Below are 18,382 nucleotides of genomic sequence, written 5' to 3'. Positions count from 1 at the left end.
CAATCGGCCAAGCCTGATAAAACAAGCTGCAAAGAAAAACCCCGCCGAAAATCGACGGGGTTTGTCAGTGGTCTGAGCCGGCCCCGTAAGGGGCCGGTTTTTTGCTTTACGGCAGATCGTTCCGCTCTCCGCGAATCCGTCATGACCTAGGTCAATACCCCGGCGCGGGCGCCCGGTGAGCCGCAGCTGGACTGCGACGATATTCCCGGTCTTCCCCCTCGCCGGTCCGGCTGGTAAACCCCCGCCATGTTCAAGGTCGCCGCCCTTTACCAATTCGCCGCGCTGCCGGATTTCCGCGTATTGCGCGAGCCGCTGCGCGCATACAGCGCCAATCTCGGGATCAAAGGCTCGATCCTGCTGGCCGAGGAAGGCATCAACGGCACCGTGGCCGGGACCGATGCCGCCATCGATGCGCTGGTGCGCGAGCTTGAGACCGGCGTGATGTTCAGCGACCGGCTGAACCGTCTCGAGCTGAAATTCTCCCGCGCCAGCCTGATGCCGTTCCTCCACATGAAGGTGCGGCTGAAGAAGGAGATCGTCACCCTGGGCGATCCCCAGACCGATCCGACCAAGACGGTTGGCACCTATGTGGACGCCGCCGACTGGAACGATCTGATCGCCGACGAGAACACCCTGGTGCTCGATACGCGCAATGCGTTCGAAGTGGCGATGGGCACCTTCGAGGGCGCGGTCGATCCGGACATCGCGAGCTTCGGCCAGTTCAAGGATTTCGTCGCGCGCACGCTCGATCCCGCCAAGCACAAGAAAATCGCAATGTTCTGCACCGGAGGCATCCGCTGCGAGAAGGCGAGTTCCTATCTGCTGTCGCGCGGCTTTGCCGACGTCTATCACCTCAAAGGCGGCATCCTGAAATATCTCGAGGAGATTCCCGAAGTCGAGAGCCGCTGGCGCGGCGAGTGCTTCGTGTTCGACCAGCGCGTTGCGCTCGGTCACGGCCTCGTCGAGAGCCAGTCGATCAAGCCGGACCTGCCGATCAATTCGGAAGACTTTGCGATGTTACGAGAGAGCGCATCCGATGAGTGAGACGGCAAAGGATATAGCAAGCTTGCGCGAACGCATTGACGCACTCGAAACCCGGGTCGCGTTTCAGGACGACACGATCGAGACGCTGAACGAAACCATCACGGCGCAGTGGAAGCAGATCGATGCGCTGACACGCCAGGTCGCAGGGCTCGGCGAGCGGTTGCAGGAAGCCGAAAGCAACTCCGGCGCGCCGCGGAACGAGCCGCCGCCGCATTATTGAGCCGACTTGCTTTCTTTCCCTTCTCCTTCGCGGGAGAAGGTGGCGCGGCCGCAGGCCGTGCGGGATGAAGGGTAATACCAGGCTCCTCGTTTGCGGCCCCTCACCCGTCTCGACCGCTACGCGGTCGATCCACCCTCGCCCACTGCACACCGCTTTGTCGCGCTGGGGAGAGAGGAGAAGACAAGCAAGCCTAAGCCGACAGATCCGCCGCCAGCTTCCGATCGCGCAGCTCCCGCTTCAGCACCTTGCCGATGGCACTGCGCGGCAGCACGTCGGCGAGCACGACTTCGTTGAGACGCTGGAATTTTCCGACGCGTTCATTGGTCCAGGCTTTTAGCGATGCTGCATCGCTCGCAGCACCGGCTTTCAGCACCACGAAAGCCACCGGTGTCTCGCCCCACTCCTCCGACGGCATCGCAACCACAGCAGCCTCGACCACATCCTCATGCCCACCGAGCACCAGTTCAAGATCGCTCGGATAGATATTGAAGCCGCCGGAGATGATCATGTCCTTCTTGCGGTCCATCAATGTAAGGAAACCATCCTCATCGAAACGCCCGACATCGCCGGTGCGGACATAGCGTTTGCCTGAGGCATCGTGCCAGAATGTCTCGGCGGTCTTGCCGGGCTGATTGAGATAGCCCTGCATGATGGTCGGGGAATGTCCGATCACTTCGCCGATCTCACCCTGTGCGACAAAATTACCGTCCTCGTCGATCAGACGAATGTCGTGATCGGGCGCCGGCTGGCCGACGGTGTGCAGCTTGGTCGGGTGTTCATGCGCCAGCAACACACAGGTGCCGCCACCCTCGGTCATCCCGTAATACTCGGTCAACCCGCCTGGCCAGCGCTTCAGCACGTCGGCCTTCAGCGCGCCGCCGAATGGCACCGAGGTGGAAAACTTCATCACGAAGGACTTGAGATCGAAACTGTCGAAATCCGGCACCGCCATGATGCGACGATACTGCACCGGCACCAGCATCGCATGGGTCGCGCGATGTTTGGCACTGAGCTCCAGGAATCCCCGCGCGTCGAACTTCTTCATCAGCACCAATGTGCCGCCGCCGGCGAGCGTCGGGTTGAAACAGACCAGCGTGGTGTTGGAATAAAGCGGCGTCGACAGCACGGTGACAGCATCCGGCCCGTAGCCCAGCGGATCAAGCTGCCCGTATTGACGCCAACGCATCTGGTAGGTGTGGACGATGCCTTTCGGCGTGCCCGTGGTGCCCGAGGAATAGATGATGTTGAACACCCATTCCGGATCGATCGTCACCGAGGCCGGCTTCACGCCTTCCGGCGTCAGCCACTGCGCAAACGATTTGCCAGCCTTGCCGCCATCGAGCGCAATGCGCTGGACCGACGGATCGATCGCAGCATCCGCAAGGGAGGCCGCCGTCGCGTCATCCATGAACAGGATTTTCGCCGCGGCATCCTTCGCCATCGCGGCGAAATCTGTCGGCGTCGATGATGGGGCCAATGGCGCCACCGCAATGCCCGCGCGCAATGCCCCCAGGAATGTCGCAGCATATTCAATCGAGGACAGCGCACAGATCGAAATCGCATCCTGCGGCTTGAGACCACTCGCCTGCAACGATGCGGCCACGCGATCGATCAGGGCATCGAAGGCGGCATAGTCGATCTGGCGTTCGCCGTCGATGACAGCGATCTTCGCAGGCTTCGATCCTGCGGTGTTACGGACGAGTGCATCGAGGGCAATGAAGTCGGGCATGGTTGTTCTTCCCTTTTGTTATTGGTTTTAGATCTCGCCCCGATCCTGAGGAGCGGCCACTTGGCCGCGTCTCGAAGGACGAGATGAAAATGTTCATGGTTCGAGACGCGCGCCAGGCGGCGCGCTCCTCACCATGAGGTCTGCGTTATCTGTCCAACGCCTCGCCGTTCAGCCACTTCTTGCCGCTGGCATACAGCGCTTCCACCGCAGCGCCGCGCAGGCCCGGCATATCCGGCTTGATCTGGTAGCCGATCTGGCTCTGCAGATAGGCAAGATGGCGATAGCCTTCGGGAAAGCTGGCAAGCAAATCTGCATCGAGCTTCAACGGCGCGCCGGGCACCACGGGATCCATACGGTCCTTCTCGTAGATCGGCTGGCGGAGCACCATGCCCCATTTACCATCGCGCTTTTCGAGGAAATCGTAGAACCGGCCGGTCAGCATCACGTCAACATTGACGTCGTGCACCAGCGCGCGCTGGGCGATGGTCATCTTGGTCTGCGATATCGCGCGAGTGCCCGCAAGATCGATCGACTGCGCACCGAGGAAATGCATGATCGACACGCCCTTGGCCCAGCCGGCCTTGCTCATGGCGATGAACTCGTCGGCGGTGCCCTGGGTCCAGGTGGCGACCATGCGGCCATCGTCGAACCAGACGGTGCGGAAGCGTTCCCAGTCGCCGGCGTCGCGCCAGACCACCCAGTTTTCAATGAGATCGCGGATGGCAAGGCGGTCGATAATCTCTATATCCATGGAATATCCAATATGCGGGGCAGGCGCCGATGCGTGCGTGTTCCGCGATCATATCCGATCAGGCTTCCGCGAAAAGAGCGTTCATGACAAAGCAGACACCCTCCATGCCCGCACCGGTTGCGCCTGTCCATCCGCATTCCTTCACGACCCATGGCATCACCGTCAGCGATGACTACGCCTGGTTGAAGGATACCAAATGGCAGGAGGTGCTGCGCGACCCCGGCGTGCTGGAGCCGGAAATCCGCACCTATCTGGAGGCCGAGAACGCCTATACCGAAAGCCTGCTCGGCGACACGGCAGGGCTTCAGACAAAACTCGTGGCGGAAATGCGCGGCCGCATCAAGGAAGACGATTCCAGCGTGCCGTCGCCCGACGGGCCCTATGCCTACTCGCGGAAATTCCGCGAGGGCGGCCAGCATGAATTGTTCGGCCGCATGCCGCGGGATGGCGGCGAGGCCACCATCATCCTCGATGGCGACAAGCTGGCCGCCGACCACGAATATTTCAAATTCGGCGGCGCCCGGCACTCGCCGGATCACGCGCTGGAAGCCTGGAGCGCCGACGTCAAGGGCTCGGAATATTTCATCATCCGTGTGCGTGACTGGGCCACGGGCAACGATCTCGACGACGTGGTCGAGGAGACCGATGGCGGCATGGTGTGGACCCTCGACTGCAAGGCCTTCTTCTATGTGAAGCTCGACGACAATCATCGCCCGATGCAGGTCTGGCTGCACAGGCTCGGCACCAAACAGACCGACGACAGGCTGATCTTCGAGGAGCAGGATTCCGGCTGGTTCACCCACATCCATGAAAGCGCCAGCGGACGTTTTTGCGTGATTGCCGGCGGCGATCATGAGACCTCCGAACAACAGTTGATCGATCTCAACACGCCAGACGCGCCACCGCGCCTGGTGGCCAAGCGTGAAGAGGGCGTGCAGTATTCGCTGGCTGATCGCGGTGACGAGCTGTTCATCCTGACCAATGCCGATGGCGCCATCGACTTCAAGATCGTCACTGCACCGCTGACGTCGCCGGAGCGCGCCAACTGGAAAGATCTGATCCCGTATCGGGAAGGAATCTACGTCCTCGATATGGAGCTCACGGCCCATCACATGGTGCGGCTGGAGCGCGCCAATGCGCTGCCGTCGATCGTGATCCGCGATCTCACCACCAGGAACGAACACGCCATCACCTTCGGCGAAGCCGCCTATTCGCTCGACACCATGGGCGGCTACGAATTCGACACGACCAATCTGCGCTTTGCCTATTCCTCGATGACGACGCCATCGGAAGTCTATGACTACGACATGGCGACGCGCGAGCGGACCCTGCGCAAGCGGCAGGAGATTCCTTCGGGCCATAATCCCGCCGACTATGTCACGACCCGTATCATGGCCAAGGCGCACGATGGCGCAGAGGTGCCGGTATCGATCCTGCATCGCAAGGATTTCGCACAGGACGGTAGCGCGCCGCTGCTGCTCTATGGCTATGGCTCCTACGGCATGGCGATGCCCGCGTCGTTCTCCGCCAACCGGCTGTCGCTGGTCGATCGCGGCTTCGTCTATGCCATCGCCCATATCCGCGGCGGCGCCGACAAGGGCTGGGGCTGGTATCTCGACGGCAAGAGCGACAAGAAAACGAACTCGTTCGACGATTTCGCCGCCGCCGCACACGCTCTGATCGGTGCGAAATACACATCAGAGAAGAAGATCGTCGGCCATGGCGGCAGCGCCGGCGGCATGCTGATGGGCGCGGTCGCCAACCGCTCCGGCGAGCTATTCTCGGGGATTGTCGCCGAAGTGCCATTCGTCGATGTGCTCAACACCATGCTCGACGACACGCTGCCACTGACGCCCCCGGAATGGCCCGAATGGGGCAACCCGATTGAGAGTGAAGCCGACTTCAAGACGATCCTGTCCTACTCGCCTTACGACAATGTCGCTGCGAAAGACTATCCGAAGATCCTGGCAATGGGTGGCCTCACCGATCCGCGCGTGACCTATTGGGAACCCGCAAAATGGATCGCACGGCTGCGCGCGACGATGACGGGTGGAGGCCCGGTGCTGTTACGCACCAATATGGGCGCCGGCCACGGCGGCGCGTCAGGGCGTTTCCACCGGCTGGATGAAATCGCGATCATCTATGCGTTTGCGCTGTGGTCGGTGGGGATGGCGGCAAGCTGAGTCGGCCCATTCTTCCTTCTCCCCGCTTGCGGGGAGAAGCTGGCTCGAATGCGCGAAGCGCGTTTGAGGCGGATGAGGGGGCCTCTCCACAACCATCGAAGCCTATGGTGAATCCCCCTCACCCGCCCGGCTTCGCCGAGCGACCTCTCCCCGCAAGCGGGGTGAGGTTAGGAAGGATTACTCCGCGGGCCGATTGCCTTCGATCAGCGCACCGGCGCCCTTGTTCAGCAGCTCCAGCCCGACCGCGCGCCCCAGCTCACGCGGTCGATCCGCCGGCCCCACGCGTGTCACCTCGATGAACCGCCCGCCGGCTTCGTCGAGCACCGAAGCTGTCAGTGACATCTCGCCGCCACTGATCACTGAATAGCCCGCGATCGGCGAATTGCAGTGGCCGTTCAACACCCACAGCACTTCACGCTCTGCATCGCAGGACAGATGCGCGGCCGGATCGTCGATCAGCGAGAGATAGCGCCGTGTCGCCCAATCACTCGCGGCGCATTCGACTGCAACGATGCCCTGCCCCGCAGCCGGCAGCATGTCCTGCGGCGCGAAATCATGAGCAATACGATTTGAGAGGCCGACGCGCTCCAAACCCGAGCGCGCCATGATCAACGCGTCCGCGGGACCGACCTCACTGCCATCCGGGAACCGTTGCATCTCGCCATTATCGAGCTTGCGGACGCGGGTATCGGCCGCGCCGCGGAAGTGAATCACCTCGATCTCGGGAAACAGTCGCCGGATATAGGCGGCACGGCGCACGGCATTGGTGCCAATCTTGAATCCTTTACCATGCGTGCGCTTCAGCTCAGCAAGCGTTACACCCGCACGCAGCACCAGCGCATCCGTCGGCGGATCGCGCACCAGCGTGGCGCCGATGACGAGGCCCGGCGTGTCCTCATTGCCCGGCATGTCTTTCAGCGAATGCATTGCCGCATGCAGCGTGCCCTTGAGCACGGCCGCGCGAATTTCGCCGACAAAGGCACCACCCTTGCCGCCATGGCGCAGCAGATTGCTGGTCTGGTCGCGGTCGCCGACCGGCTCGAATTTCACGATCTCGACGGCCAGATCCGGCGCGACCACCGCAAGGCGGCGCGCGATCTCTTCGGTCTGGGCCAGCGCCATGGTGCTTTTGCGCGTGCCGATGCGCATCGATTCAGTCACTCAGGCAAGCTCCATCCGGCGGTCCCGCGCAGGGATGGCGGGCATTCGCGCGAACAATAAAGCCAGCGCGCGCCGGAAACAATGCGCGCGCCGGCTTTACGGTGAAGCCCTTACGTGCGCACCACCTTGGCCGTAACAACCGGCTTTGGCACGACGAGATTGACCAGCACCGCCACCACGATATTAACGACCAGAGCAATCAGGCCGACATAGACCGTCGCCTGGAAGCTCCCCACCGACAGCATGTGCAGCGGCTTGAGGCCGTCCGTCCAGGCCAGATATGTGCCGCCGAACAATCCGACAGCCCAGCCGGCCAGCAAGGCCGCTGCGGTAAACCAGCGTGTGAACAGGCCAAAGATCAAGGCCGGCAACGTCTGCAGGATCCACAGACCTCCAAGGAGCTGCAGATCGAGCGCAAATTGCGTCGGCAGATAGATGATCACAAGGAGTGCACCAATCTTCACCACCAGCGACGCAATCTTGGCCACCGCCGCCTCACCCGCCGAATCGACCTGCGGATTGACATAAGCCTTCCAGAAATTGCGAGTGAAGAGATTGGCAGCGCCGATGCTCATCACTGCCGCCGGCACCAGCGCGCCGATGGCGATGGCCGCGAAGGCGAAGCCCGCAAACCAGCTCGGAAACAGCATCTGGAACAGTGCCGGCACCACGTCATTATTGCTGGCGAGCTTCAGCTTGGCAGCGTGGCCCATATAGCCGAGCAGCGCCAACAGGCCGAGCATCAGCGTATAGGCCGGCAACAGCACCGCATTCTTGCGGATGGTTGTTGCACTCTTGCTGGCGAAGATACCCGTCAGCGTGTGCGGATACATGAAGGCGGCGAGCGCCGACCCCAATGCCAAGGTGGCATAAGCGACATACTGGCTCGGCTGCAGCAGGATGCTGCCGGAGCCCTTGGCCTTGAATGCTTCGTCGGCCGCATTGAACACATTGGCGTAGCCGCCGAGCTTGCCGGGAATGACCGAGATCGCCGCGATGACGGCGATGTAGATCATGATGTCCTTGACGAAAGCTATCAGCGCGGGCGCGCGCAGGCCCGACGAATAGGTATAAAGCGCGAGCACGACAAAGGCCGCGATCAGAGGAAGTTCGCCTTCGAAACCAAGCGCCTTCACGGCCGCGGCCATACCGATCAGTTGCAGCGCGATATAGGGCATGGTGGCGGCGACGCCGGTGATCGCGACCACGGCTTCCAGCGTGCGTGAACCATAGCGGCCATGCACGACGTCTGCGGCAGTGACATAGCCGTTGTCCTTGGCGACCTGCCACAGCTTCGGCATCACCATGAACACGAAGGGATAGACGATGATCGTATAGGGCAGCGCGAAGAAGCCGTAGGCACCGACCGAATAGACCAGTGCCGGCACGGCGATCACCGTATAGGCGGTGTAGAAATCGCCGCCGACCAGAAACCAGGTGATCCAGGTACCGAACTGGCGGCCGCCGAGGCCCCATTCGTCAAGGCTGGCGAGCGTCTTCGGGCGGCGCCAATGCGAGGCGACGAAGCCCATCACGGTGACGAGCGCGAAAAAGAACAAGAAGACGACCAGCGCCGGAATATCGAGCTCAGTCTTCATTGGCGTAAGTCCGGTAAGCGAGCCAGGTCAGAAAGGCGGTCACCGGCACCCAGGCGAGCTGATACCAGTAGAAGAACGGAAAGCCGAACAGCACCGGATCATGAAAGTTGTAAAACGGGACCCAGAGCAGGCCGACGAAGGGGATCAGCAGAAGCCATAAGAAATGGCGGCCCATAGCGGGCTCCTCTCGATAGGCGGGCAGCGCTCGATGCCGCAGTTATTTCACAGCGCAGAATTTTACGCTGCGTAGGTGCGACATTCTGTCATGTAATTGCAGGACTGCCATTCGCAAGGCGGGAACAAGACCTTGGGCGTGCTGCAGTGCAAAACACCCACACATCGCTCCCGGCTCGCGGGATGATGTGTGGGTGCTGAAGTCTGAGGCGTATTGAAGTGTCTCAGCGGCCGCCGAAAGTCGTTTCGCCGAATAGCGCTTTCTGCGTCGAGGGCTGCGAGCGCCAGTATTGCGGCGGCGCCTGCACGGTGCCGCCGAGCTGTGCCGCCGCGTGCCATGGCCAACGCGGATCGTAGAGAATGCCACGTGCAATGGCGACCAGATCGGCCTTGCCAGAGGCCACGATGTCCTCGGCCTGCTGCGCTTCGGTGATCAAACCCACCGCAATCGTCGGCAATCCCGTGGCCGCTTTCACGGCTTCGGCGAACGGCACCTGATAACCCGGCCCGAGCGTGATCTTCTGCTGCGGCGAGACACCGCCGGACGAGACATCCATCCAGTCGACGCCGCGCTTCTTCAACTCATTGGCGAAGACGATGGTCTGCTCGATATCCCAGCCGCCCTCGACCCAATCCGAGGCCGAGACGCGCATGCCGACCGGTTTGCTGGCCGGAAATGCTGCGCGCACGGCGTCGAATACTTCGAGCGGGAAGCGGATCCGGTTCTCCAGGGAGCCGCCGTAATTGTCCGTGCGCTGGTTGGAAATCGGCGACAGGAATTCGTGCAGCAGATAGCCATGTGCGCCGTGAATTTCGAGCGCATCGATACCGAGCCGCTCGGCACGCTTCGCCGTCGCCACGAAGGCATCGCGAATACGCTTGAGACCGGCGGCATCTATCTCCTGCGGCGCCAGTTCCCCGGGTTTCTGCGGAATCGCCGACGGCGCCTGGGCAACCCAGCCGCCCTTGTCGAGCGGCACCTGCTGGCCGCCATCCCATGGGGCGTGGCTGGACGCCTTGCGGCCTGCATGGGCGACCTGCATGGCAACGGCAATGTTCGAATGTTTGCGGATCGCCGCCAGCACCGGCTTCAACGCAGCCTCGGTGGCGTCGTTATAGAGGCCGAGATCGCCGGGGGTGATTCGGCCGATGGCTTCCACGGCGGTCGCTTCGATCACCAGCATGGCGGCGCCGGACAGCGCCATGTTGCCGAGATGGATCATGTGCCAATCGGTGGCGCGCCCGTCCTCAGCGGAATACTGGCACATCGGCGCAATGACGATGCGATTGGGCAGGGTGAGGTCACGCAGCTTGAAGGGGGAAAACAGGGTGCTCATGCAAATTCCAGGGTGGGAGGACCGAATTGCCATGCGCGGGAACGCCGGCCTGCCTGTCCGAGATTGGAACTCGGGGCGCAAAACACAAGATGCCCGCCAAAAGCGACCTCGGCATTGTGCAAAGACGGCGGCTTTCGACAAACACTTTCTTGAAAAGCAAAAGGCACCCCGGTTGCCCGGAGCGCCTCTCGATCTCGTTCGTTCTGCGCCGCAGCGCCTATAACTTAGTACGGGCAGACGACCCGGCCCCAGCGACGGCTGAAATAGCAGCCCGGCGCCACAAAGCGCGGCCCACCGTAGAAGCCATAGCCACGACCGCGGCCCCAGCCGCCGCCACGACCCCAGCCACCACCGCGGCCACGACCTCCGCCGCCCCAGCCACGACCGCCGCCGCCGCGACCACCACCACGGGCCTCGGCCGAGGTGCTGCTCGTGGTGAGCAACACGGTGGACGCGCCGATCAGACCGACACAGTAGACCGACACAAGCGCCAACGCTGCCAGACAGCGGGTCACGATGTTATGGCGCGTCGTTTTGGTTTGAGCCATTCTTAGGATCTCCCATTCTGCAGAAGCACGGCTTTAAAATGCTTCCGGCCTCGAATCGTTCAGCGAGCAATTCTTGATTCACACGAGTGCTGAAACCAGAATAGTAATATGGCCATCACAAGGCGTGCACGGATCAACGGCGTCAGAATAGGGTCAAGCTCGAACGCCGGTCAAGTTGCCGGCAACGCTGTCATTACGGACGAATACGCACCTTCACTCATCACCTCGCTTTTGACCTTCTGCCGTTCATCTTCTCTTCATATTGCCTCGCACTATGCTGATCGCTACGCCTCGCAACTGCGAATATGCGGTCCGTCCCACCCACCGCGTCTGCGTCAGCAGCTCGATCCCATCGTTCGTCCCTTCCCGCGAATTGTCAGAAGCTGATTCATGCCCAAACCCAGCTACATCCTCGGTCTCAACACCTATGATCACGACGTCAGCGCCTGCCTGCTGCGCGACGGCGCACTGGCCTATGCGATCGAGAAGGAGCGGATTACCCGCGAGAAACATGCGACGGGGTTCTACAAGGAAGTGATCGACTATGTTCTCGCGGCGGAAGGCATTACGCTGGACGACGTCGCGCTGGTGGTGAGCAATTGCTACATCCTGCCGGTTCCGGAGATGGAAGACCGCCTGATTTATCAGGACATGCCGGGCTTTCTGCCCGAATATGAACGGCAGGACGCCAGCGTCCATCCCCTGTTCCGCTCGCGTAGCGGCAAGGTCAAAACGATCTCGCATCATCTGGCGCACGCCTATAGCGCGTTTGCCGTCTGCCCCTTCGAAGAGGGGGCGATCATGATCGTCGACGGCGTCGGCAGCTATCGCTCCGATGTGATGGAGGCCTATCCCGGCGACGAGCCAGGCTCGAAGCTCGCCCGGGAATCGGAGAGCTATTACACATTCAAGGGCACGCAGCTCGATTGCCTGAAGAAAGTCTGGATGGAGCCGGATCGCGGCTTTCTCAGCGACGAATTCTACAACATGCCGGGCCTCGGGGCGCTCTACAGCCGGGCCTCGACCTATGTGTTCGGCGACTGGAACAAGTGCGGCGAGCTGATGGGGCTCGCGCCCTATGGTCGTCGCGACCAAGTCAAGCCACTGATGGACATCACCGACAACGTGCTCAGCGTGCCGCGCTGGACCCCCGAATATAACCAGCCCTATATCGCCGATAGCGACGGCAAGTGGGACACCCATCCCTCCATGCGGCATTGGGAAGATCTCGCCTGGCGTGTGCAGGACGACACAGAGAAGGTGCTGCTTGCGCGCGCGCGCTGGCTGCGCGAGACAACCGGCGCGAAGAACCTCTGCATTGCTGGCGGCGTCGCACTGAACTGCGTCGCCAATGGCCGCATCGCCCGCGAAGCCGGTTTCGATAATGTCTGGATTCAGCCCGCCGCCGGCGATAACGGCATCGCCATTGGCTGCGCCTATTACGGCCTGCTCGAGGTACAGAAGCAGCCGCGCTCCTATGTGATGACCCACTCTTACACCGGCCGCGCCTATACAGATCGCGACGTCGAGGCTGCGACGCAACGCACGCTCGTCAAGGCGCAGACCAGTGCGGTGCGCAGCGACAATATCTGCCACGACACCGCCAGGCTGCTCGCCGACCAGAAAGTGATCGGCTGGTTTCAGGGGCGCTCGGAATACGGCCCCCGCGCGCTCGGCAACCGTAGCATCATCGCCGATCCGCGTCGGCCGGAGATGAAGGACATCCTCAATTCACGCGTCAAGCATCGTCAGCCGTTCCGGCCATTCGCGCCGATTGTGCTCGCTGAGCGCGCCAGAGAGATTTTCGAAGGCGATCAGGATTCGCCGTTTATGCTGATCGCCGCCCCGGTGCGACCCGAATGGCGCGAGAAGATTCCGGCCATCGTGCACATCGATGGCACGGCGCGCATCCAGACCGTCACGGAAGACACCAATCCGGTGCTCTATCGGCTTCTGAAGGAATTCGATGCGCTCACCGGTGTGCCGGTGCTGCTCAACACGTCATTCAACGTGAAGGGCGAACCGATCGTCGAGACTCCGCGCGACGCCATGGCATGTTTCATCAATACCGGCATCGACCACCTGATCCTGCACGACACGCTGGTGTCGAAGACTTCAGCGCATCGTTTCATTGCCCCGCTGGTGCGGACCTATATGGATATCGCGGGGCTGGTATCGGCGACCACGAGGTAGAACCTTCGACATTCGCAGGGTGGGCAAAGCGCGCCGTGCCCGCCACCATCATCGGATGCGCTGTGGTGGGCATGGCGCAAGAGCGCCGTTGCCCACCCCACAAGCCATAATCAAGCTGCCCGCACCGCGTTCAGGAACTTGCTGACCTCATCCTTCAGCCGCGTGCTGTCCGGAGGACAGCGATTGCGCTGCAGCGAGAACCTGCGTCGAGGCAGACCCGGTCTCTGTCGCGCCACGCTGCACATCAACGATGTTTGACGAGACCTGCATCGTGCCCTGCGCCGCCTGTTGAACGTTGCGAGAAATCTCCTGGGTCGCGGCGCCCTGCTCTTCGACAGCCGAGGCAATCGTGGACGCGATCTCCGACATTTTGCCGATCGTGGTACCGATCTCGCGGATGGCCGAGACGGAATCGTCGGTCGCGGTCTGGATGCTTGCGATCTGCTGGCTGATCTCGCCCGTCGCCTTCGCGGTCTGCTCGGCGAGCGCCTTCACTTCCGACGCGACGACGGCGAAGCCGCGGCCGGCATCTCCCGCACGCGCCGCCTCGATGGTGGCATTGAGTGCCAGCAGGTTTGTCTGCCCCGCAATGCTGTTGATCAATTCGACCACAGCGCCGATCCGACCGGCAGCCTTCGACAGTTCGCCGACGCGATCGTTGGTCTTCTGCGCTTGATCCACCGCCTCATTGGCAATACGAGCGGATTCCTGCACCTGACGGCCGATTTCGCCGACCGACGACGCCATCTCTTCGGTGGCTGCGCATTCTTCATACTGTTTCGCGAACAGCGTGACATTGTCCTGATCGCGGCCGGCAAAGAACCGCCAATTCGCCATCTGAACCAGCAGGGTTTCTGATTGCAGCGTCGTCGCCCCCTGCGCAAATGGCGAACTGCGGGTCGAGAGCACCAGCTTCTTCAGGTCAGCCTGAAGCTTTTCACCTTCGGTAAGCAGCGCCTTGCGGCTATCGACCATCTCCTTGACGGTATTGCCGAGATCGACGCGCTTGCTCCGATCTTGCACGCCGCGAATCGCACTCGCAGCGCAAGAAGCACTTTCGGTTTTGATCATCGTCAGGTTGTGAGAACTTCGGGTTAATTTCGGCGGCGCAAGCGCTTCAGGATGGAACGACATTTTGTCGCGCGTGCCGTTGTGCAGCTCTTAAAGCAAACAGCCCGGATGCGATGATGCATCCGGGCTGTTTGATAGTTCTGTCTTGGTCGTCAGACGAGCGCGCGCAGTCGCGTGATAATCCTGGTCTATGCCGCGCGAACCGAATCTAGAAATTTACCGACCTCGCGCTTCAACCGCGCGCTTTCGCCGGACAACGATTGCGCGGCGGACAGCACCTGCGACGACGCCGAGCCGGTCTCGCTGGCGCCGCGCTGCACGTCGGTAATGTTCGACGTCACCTGCATCGTGCCCTGCGCCGCCTGTTGCACGTTGCGCGAGATTTCCTGCGTGGCCGCGCCCTGCTGTTCGACAGCAGATGCGATGGTCGAGGCTATCTCGGACATGCGGCCGATGGTGTCACCAATCTCCTTGATGGCGCCGACGGATTCCTGGGTCGCCGCCTGGATGCCGTTGATCTGATGGCTGATGTCGCCGGTCGCCTTGGCCGTCTGTTCGGCCAGTGCCTTCACTTCGGATGCGACGACCGCAAAGCCGCGGCCGGCATCGCCGGCACGCGCCGCTTCGATGGTGGCGTTGAGCGCCAGCAGGTTGGTCTGACCAGCAATGGTGTTGATGAGCTCGACCACGTCGCCGATCCGCGCCGCCGCCTTGGCGAGTTCTGCCACGCGATCATTGGTTTTCCGCGCCTGTGCAACGGCGGAGTTGGCGATATTCGCTGACTCCTGAACCTGCCGGCTGATCTCGTTCACCGACGACGACATCTCCTCGGTCGATGACGCCACCGCCTGCACATTGGTCGACGCTTCGTCGGAGGCCGCAGCTACCATGGCGGTGAGCTGCCGGGATTGTTCCGCAGTCGCGGTCAGTGCACCGGCCGACTCCTCGAGCTGGCTCGAGGCCGATGACACATTCTCGACGATGCTGCCGACAGCGCCCTCGAAATCGTCCGCGAGACGGATCATGTCCCTGCGGCGCTGGATCGCGGCCTGCTGGTCCTGTGTCAATTTGGCTTCGGCTTCCGCCTGAGCTTTCTCCTCCGCTTTCACCTTGAAGGTCTCGACCGCCCGCGCCATGTCGCCGACTTCGTCCTTGCGGGCGAGGCCAGGCAATACCACGCTGAAATCGCCGTCCGCGAGGCGCTTCATGCCTGCCGTCAGGCCCGACAACGGGCCGATGATGCCACGCGCGATCAGGAAGGCGATTGCGAGACCGACCAGGGTGGCAACGCCGGCCACGATCTGCTGCAGCATGCTCGTCGTCGACACGCGGTCACTGGTCGCGGCAACGGTTTGCGACTGCATCTGCTGGATGCTCGACTTGATGGTCTCGACCTTACCGATCGCCCTCACGATGCTCGGGCTAATCGACTTGTTGAAGATACTATCCGCCGTCTGCAGGCTGACGGCCGCTTTTTCGAATTGGGCGGCGTAATTCTTCAGGTTGCTGCGGATGGTGCCGAACAACGCACTGAGCGTCGGCGGCATCTGCATCTTCTCCATCTCGCCAATCTGCTGCTCGGCAATCCGGACGTGATCCTTAAAGGATTCGATATGCTTTTCGTCACGGCTGACGAAGAAGCGCCAATTCGCGATCTGCACCATCAGCGTGTCGGATTCGAGCTTGGTCGAACCCTGGCCATACATGGTGTTGCGCGTGCTGATCACCAGCTTGCGCAGGCTGGATGACAGCTTGTCACCGGCCTCCTGCAGCACTTCCCGGCCGGCGACCACCTGTTTGATCGCATCGCCGAGCGCCTGGCGCTGCGCCTTCACATCGGCCACGTCCTTCTCGATGGTGCGATAGGCTGCGCGGCGTTCTTCGGAACGGCTGCTCTTGATCACTGTGTCCAGGCTGGCGGTGACGCCGGCCAGACGCTTGTCGGCATCCACAAGCCCCGCTTCATCCTGATCGAAGGAATAGCGCAGGACAGCCCCGCGGATCGCATGCAGTTCGGAGGCGATCTCCGAGGCCCGAATCGTGTTGGACGACAGGATGCTCAGAGAATCGACCTGCGTTCCAACTTCCGTCATCTGCCAGACGGCAAAGCCCGAACTGGCGAGACCGAACAGGACCAGCGCACCGAACCCACCATAGAGGCGACCACGGATACGGAGATTGAGCAGCGACATCATTGGCTTCCTAGGTAGGATTTAATCTGGTCTCGGCGGCGGGCGCCGTCTTCGTTACTGCTTTCCCCATTGGGAGAAGCATGAATTTATGCAGCCCGGACGGAGTCCAGGAACTTGCCGACTTCGAGTTTGAGCCGCGCGCTTTCGCCGGACAACGATTGCGCGGCGGACAGCACCTGCGTCGAGGCCGACCCGGTCTCGCTGGCCCCGCGCTGCACATCGGTAATGTTCGACGTCACCTGCATCGTGCCCTGCGCCGCCTGTTGCACGTTGCGGGAGATTTCCTGCGTGGCCGCGCCCTGCTGCTCGACGGCAGATGCAATGGTCGAGGCTATCTCCGACATGCGGCCGATGGTGTCACCAATCTCCTTGATGGCGCCGACGGATTCCTGGGTCGCCGCCTGGATGCCGTTGATCTGATGGCTGATGTCGCCGGTCGCCTTGGCCGTCTGTTCGGCCAGCGCTTTTACTTCGGATGCAACGACCGCAAAGCCGCGGCCGGCATCGCCGGCGCGCGCCGCTTCGATGGTGGCGTTGAGCGCCAGCAAATTGGTCTGACCGGCAATGGTGTTGATGAGCTCGACCACGTCGCCGATCCGGGCCGCTGCCTTCGCGAGTTCTGCCACACGATCATTGGTCTTGCGCGCCTGTGCAACGGCGGAGTTGGCGATGTTCGCTGACTCCTGAACCTGCCGGCTGATCTCGTTGACCGACGACGACATCTCCTCAGTCGAAGACGCCACCGCCTGCACATTGGTCGACGCTTCGTCCGATGCGGCAGCCACGGTGGCCGTCAGTTCCTTGGCCTGTTCGGCCGTCGCCATCAGCGCGCCCGCGGCTTCCTCGAGTTGAGTCGATGCCGACGAGACATTGTCCACGATGTTGCCGACAGCGCGTTCGAATGTATCGGCGAGATCAACCATTTCACGCTTGCGCGACGCCGCAGCAAGACTGTCCTGATCGACGCGCGCCGCTGCCTCGTCGCGCGCCTTCTGTTCGGCATTGGCGCGAATGACCGTAACGGTCTTGGCAATATCGCCGATTTCGTCGCCGCGCTTGGCGCCAGGAATGACGACGTCAAGATCGCCAGCCGCCATCTTGCCCATGGCACCGTTCAGACGCGTCATCGGCCGTGCGACGCCGACGAAGGAGAACACCATGGTGCAGATCAGCACCAGCACGACTGCCAGTCCGAGCGCGAGATTGACCTGGCCGGAACGTGCCATTTCATCGGCAGCCTGCGCCCGGGCCTCTCCAACCGCAGCCTTGGCCGATGATACCGATTCCGCGGCCAGCTGGGACGCCGCCGCAGCAGTAGGGGTGATCCTGGTGCGGACAATATCGGTCTTCTGGTCGTTGTTGCTGATCGCTTCATCGGTGGCCGTCATGAACTTCTTCATGTCGGTACCGAGCTGGATCAAGCCGTTCTGCACGAGTTCGCTGTCCTCGAACACGCTGGCCTTGGCCAGTGCGTCGGTCAGCACCTTGGCCCGGGTGATAATCTGGCCCTTCTGCGTGACTTCATTCATCGATGCGTAGCGCCATGCGGCTGCCTGCACGGCATTGATGGCATTGTCCGCGATCTTGAGCTGTCCATCGACTTCGGGCCAGTTCGTCGCCTCCGTGACAGCGGTGGTAAGGCGCATCTGATCGAGATGGCGGTTCCAGTCGATCACCGCGACATTCCGGTTGCGATAGAGCTCGAGCAGTTTCTTCTGCAGACCGGCGATCTCGTCGGCAGCGGCGACATAGGTCGATGTCAGCGCCTTGATCTTCGCGAAATTGTCCTTGTATTCCGGCCTGGTCGCCAGCGCGGACGCGGCATCGATGATGCGGTCCTGCGCGGCCTTGGCGGCCCTGATCGCGGCAGCGTTCTTGTCGATTTCCGGCGTGGTGATGGCCATGCGCAGGGCCTGACTGGCGAGGCGCATGCCGCGCATCTGGCCCTCGGCCTCCAGCGCGCTGTCGGCGATCTTCTGCTGCACATCTGCCAGCCGATTGACCTCGGAGATCGCGGTCTCGGTTCTCATCTGGTTCGCCACGACGCCCACCGAGAGCAAGATGCCAACGAGACCGGCAAGACCCAATTTGTTGCCGACGCTGTTGAACTTGATCATGCGATGCACTTTCCAGTGAAGGGTCAAGGCAGGACGCGCGCAACATGGCTCGCGCAGTCTGACT

General features: G+C 61.9%; 13 protein-coding genes and 1 pseudogene. 4 read left to right on the top strand and 10 right to left on the bottom strand.

Annotation, left to right across the window (positions count from 1 at the left end; genetic code table 11):
• The first annotated feature begins 246 nt into the window (after window positions 1-246).
• Both trhO and AC1RLZ_RS24360 read left to right on the top strand, forming a co-directional pair.
• Complete coding sequence (gene trhO, locus AC1RLZ_RS24365) at window positions 247-1,044, top strand: oxygen-dependent tRNA uridine(34) hydroxylase TrhO (protein ID WP_493190700.1); 798 nt, start codon at window positions 247-249, stop codon at window positions 1,042-1,044.
• Window positions 1,037-1,264 (top strand): SlyX family protein, encoded by a 228-nt coding sequence (locus tag AC1RLZ_RS24360; protein ID WP_371420107.1) that lies wholly within the window; start codon window positions 1,037-1,039, stop codon window positions 1,262-1,264. The genes trhO and AC1RLZ_RS24360 overlap by 8 nt, the downstream gene beginning before the upstream one ends.
• Window positions 1,265-1,454: 190 nt before the next feature.
• Here the strand turns inward: AC1RLZ_RS24360 and AC1RLZ_RS24355 are convergent, their stop codons facing one another.
• Together AC1RLZ_RS24355 and AC1RLZ_RS24350 are read right to left on the bottom strand one after the other, a co-directional pair.
• Window positions 1,455-2,993: a class I adenylate-forming enzyme family protein gene (locus tag AC1RLZ_RS24355; RefSeq protein WP_493190699.1), complete on the bottom strand. Its 1,539-nt coding sequence runs from the start codon at window positions 2,991-2,993 to the stop codon at window positions 1,455-1,457.
• 145 nt (window positions 2,994-3,138) lie between these two features.
• Complete coding sequence (locus AC1RLZ_RS24350) at window positions 3,139-3,744, bottom strand: nuclear transport factor 2 family protein (RefSeq protein ID WP_493190698.1); 606 nt, start codon at window positions 3,742-3,744, stop codon at window positions 3,139-3,141.
• An 83-nt stretch (window positions 3,745-3,827) separates the two neighbouring features.
• Here AC1RLZ_RS24350 and AC1RLZ_RS24345 point away from each other — a divergent pair, with 83 nt between their 5' ends.
• Window positions 3,828-5,927: a S9 family peptidase gene (locus AC1RLZ_RS24345; protein ID WP_493190697.1), complete on the top strand. Its 2,100-nt coding sequence runs from the start codon at window positions 3,828-3,830 to the stop codon at window positions 5,925-5,927.
• Between the two features lie 177 nt (window positions 5,928-6,104).
• Here the strand turns inward: AC1RLZ_RS24345 and hemC are convergent, their stop codons facing one another.
• The 5 genes from hemC to AC1RLZ_RS24320 form a co-directional block, all read right to left on the bottom strand.
• Entirely contained in the window at window positions 6,105-7,088 is a 984-nt protein-coding gene (gene hemC, locus AC1RLZ_RS24340) for a hydroxymethylbilane synthase (RefSeq protein WP_493190696.1), read from the bottom strand.
• 110 nt (window positions 7,089-7,198) lie between these two features.
• The gene (gene mctP / locus AC1RLZ_RS24335) at window positions 7,199-8,686 is read right to left on the bottom strand and encodes a monocarboxylate uptake permease MctP (protein ID WP_493190695.1); all 1,488 of its coding nucleotides are present in this window, start codon (window positions 8,684-8,686) and stop codon (window positions 7,199-7,201) included.
• Window positions 8,676-8,861, bottom strand: a complete 186-nt coding sequence (locus AC1RLZ_RS24330; protein ID WP_493190694.1) for a DUF3311 domain-containing protein — start codon at window positions 8,859-8,861, stop codon at window positions 8,676-8,678. Before AC1RLZ_RS24330 ends, mctP begins: the two co-directional genes overlap by 11 nt.
• Window positions 8,862-9,084: 223 nt before the next feature.
• A complete protein-coding gene (locus tag AC1RLZ_RS24325) occupies window positions 9,085-10,197 on the bottom strand; it encodes an NADH:flavin oxidoreductase/NADH oxidase (protein WP_493190693.1) in 1,113 nt (370 codons plus the stop codon).
• Window positions 10,198-10,421: 224 nt separating this feature from the next.
• On the bottom strand, window positions 10,422-10,745 hold the full coding sequence (locus AC1RLZ_RS24320; RefSeq protein WP_493190692.1) for a hypothetical protein: 324 nt from the start codon (window positions 10,743-10,745) through the stop codon (window positions 10,422-10,424).
• Between the two features lie 390 nt (window positions 10,746-11,135).
• Here AC1RLZ_RS24320 and AC1RLZ_RS24315 point away from each other — a divergent pair, with 390 nt between their 5' ends.
• Window positions 11,136-12,938, top strand: a complete 1,803-nt coding sequence (locus tag AC1RLZ_RS24315; RefSeq protein ID WP_493190691.1) for a carbamoyltransferase family protein — start codon at window positions 11,136-11,138, stop codon at window positions 12,936-12,938.
• Between the two features lie 110 nt (window positions 12,939-13,048).
• On the opposite strand, the pseudogene AC1RLZ_RS24310 reads toward AC1RLZ_RS24315, so the two are convergent.
• The 3 genes and pseudogenes from AC1RLZ_RS24310 to AC1RLZ_RS24300 form a co-directional block, all read right to left on the bottom strand.
• A pseudogene (locus AC1RLZ_RS24310) lies at window positions 13,049-13,700 on the bottom strand (methyl-accepting chemotaxis protein); the annotation flags it as partial.
• 497 nt (window positions 13,701-14,197) lie between these two features.
• The gene (locus AC1RLZ_RS24305) at window positions 14,198-16,201 is read right to left on the bottom strand and encodes a methyl-accepting chemotaxis protein (protein ID WP_493190690.1); all 2,004 of its coding nucleotides are present in this window, start codon (window positions 16,199-16,201) and stop codon (window positions 14,198-14,200) included.
• Window positions 16,202-16,287: 86 nt separating this feature from the next.
• Entirely contained in the window at window positions 16,288-18,318 is a 2,031-nt protein-coding gene (locus tag AC1RLZ_RS24300; protein WP_493190689.1) for a methyl-accepting chemotaxis protein, read from the bottom strand.
• Between the last annotated feature and the right edge of the window lie 64 nt (window positions 18,319-18,382).

The organism is Tardiphaga sp. GW822-FHT04G09 (assembly GCF_058800725.1).
This window is presented reverse-complemented; position numbering and strand designations above follow the sequence as displayed.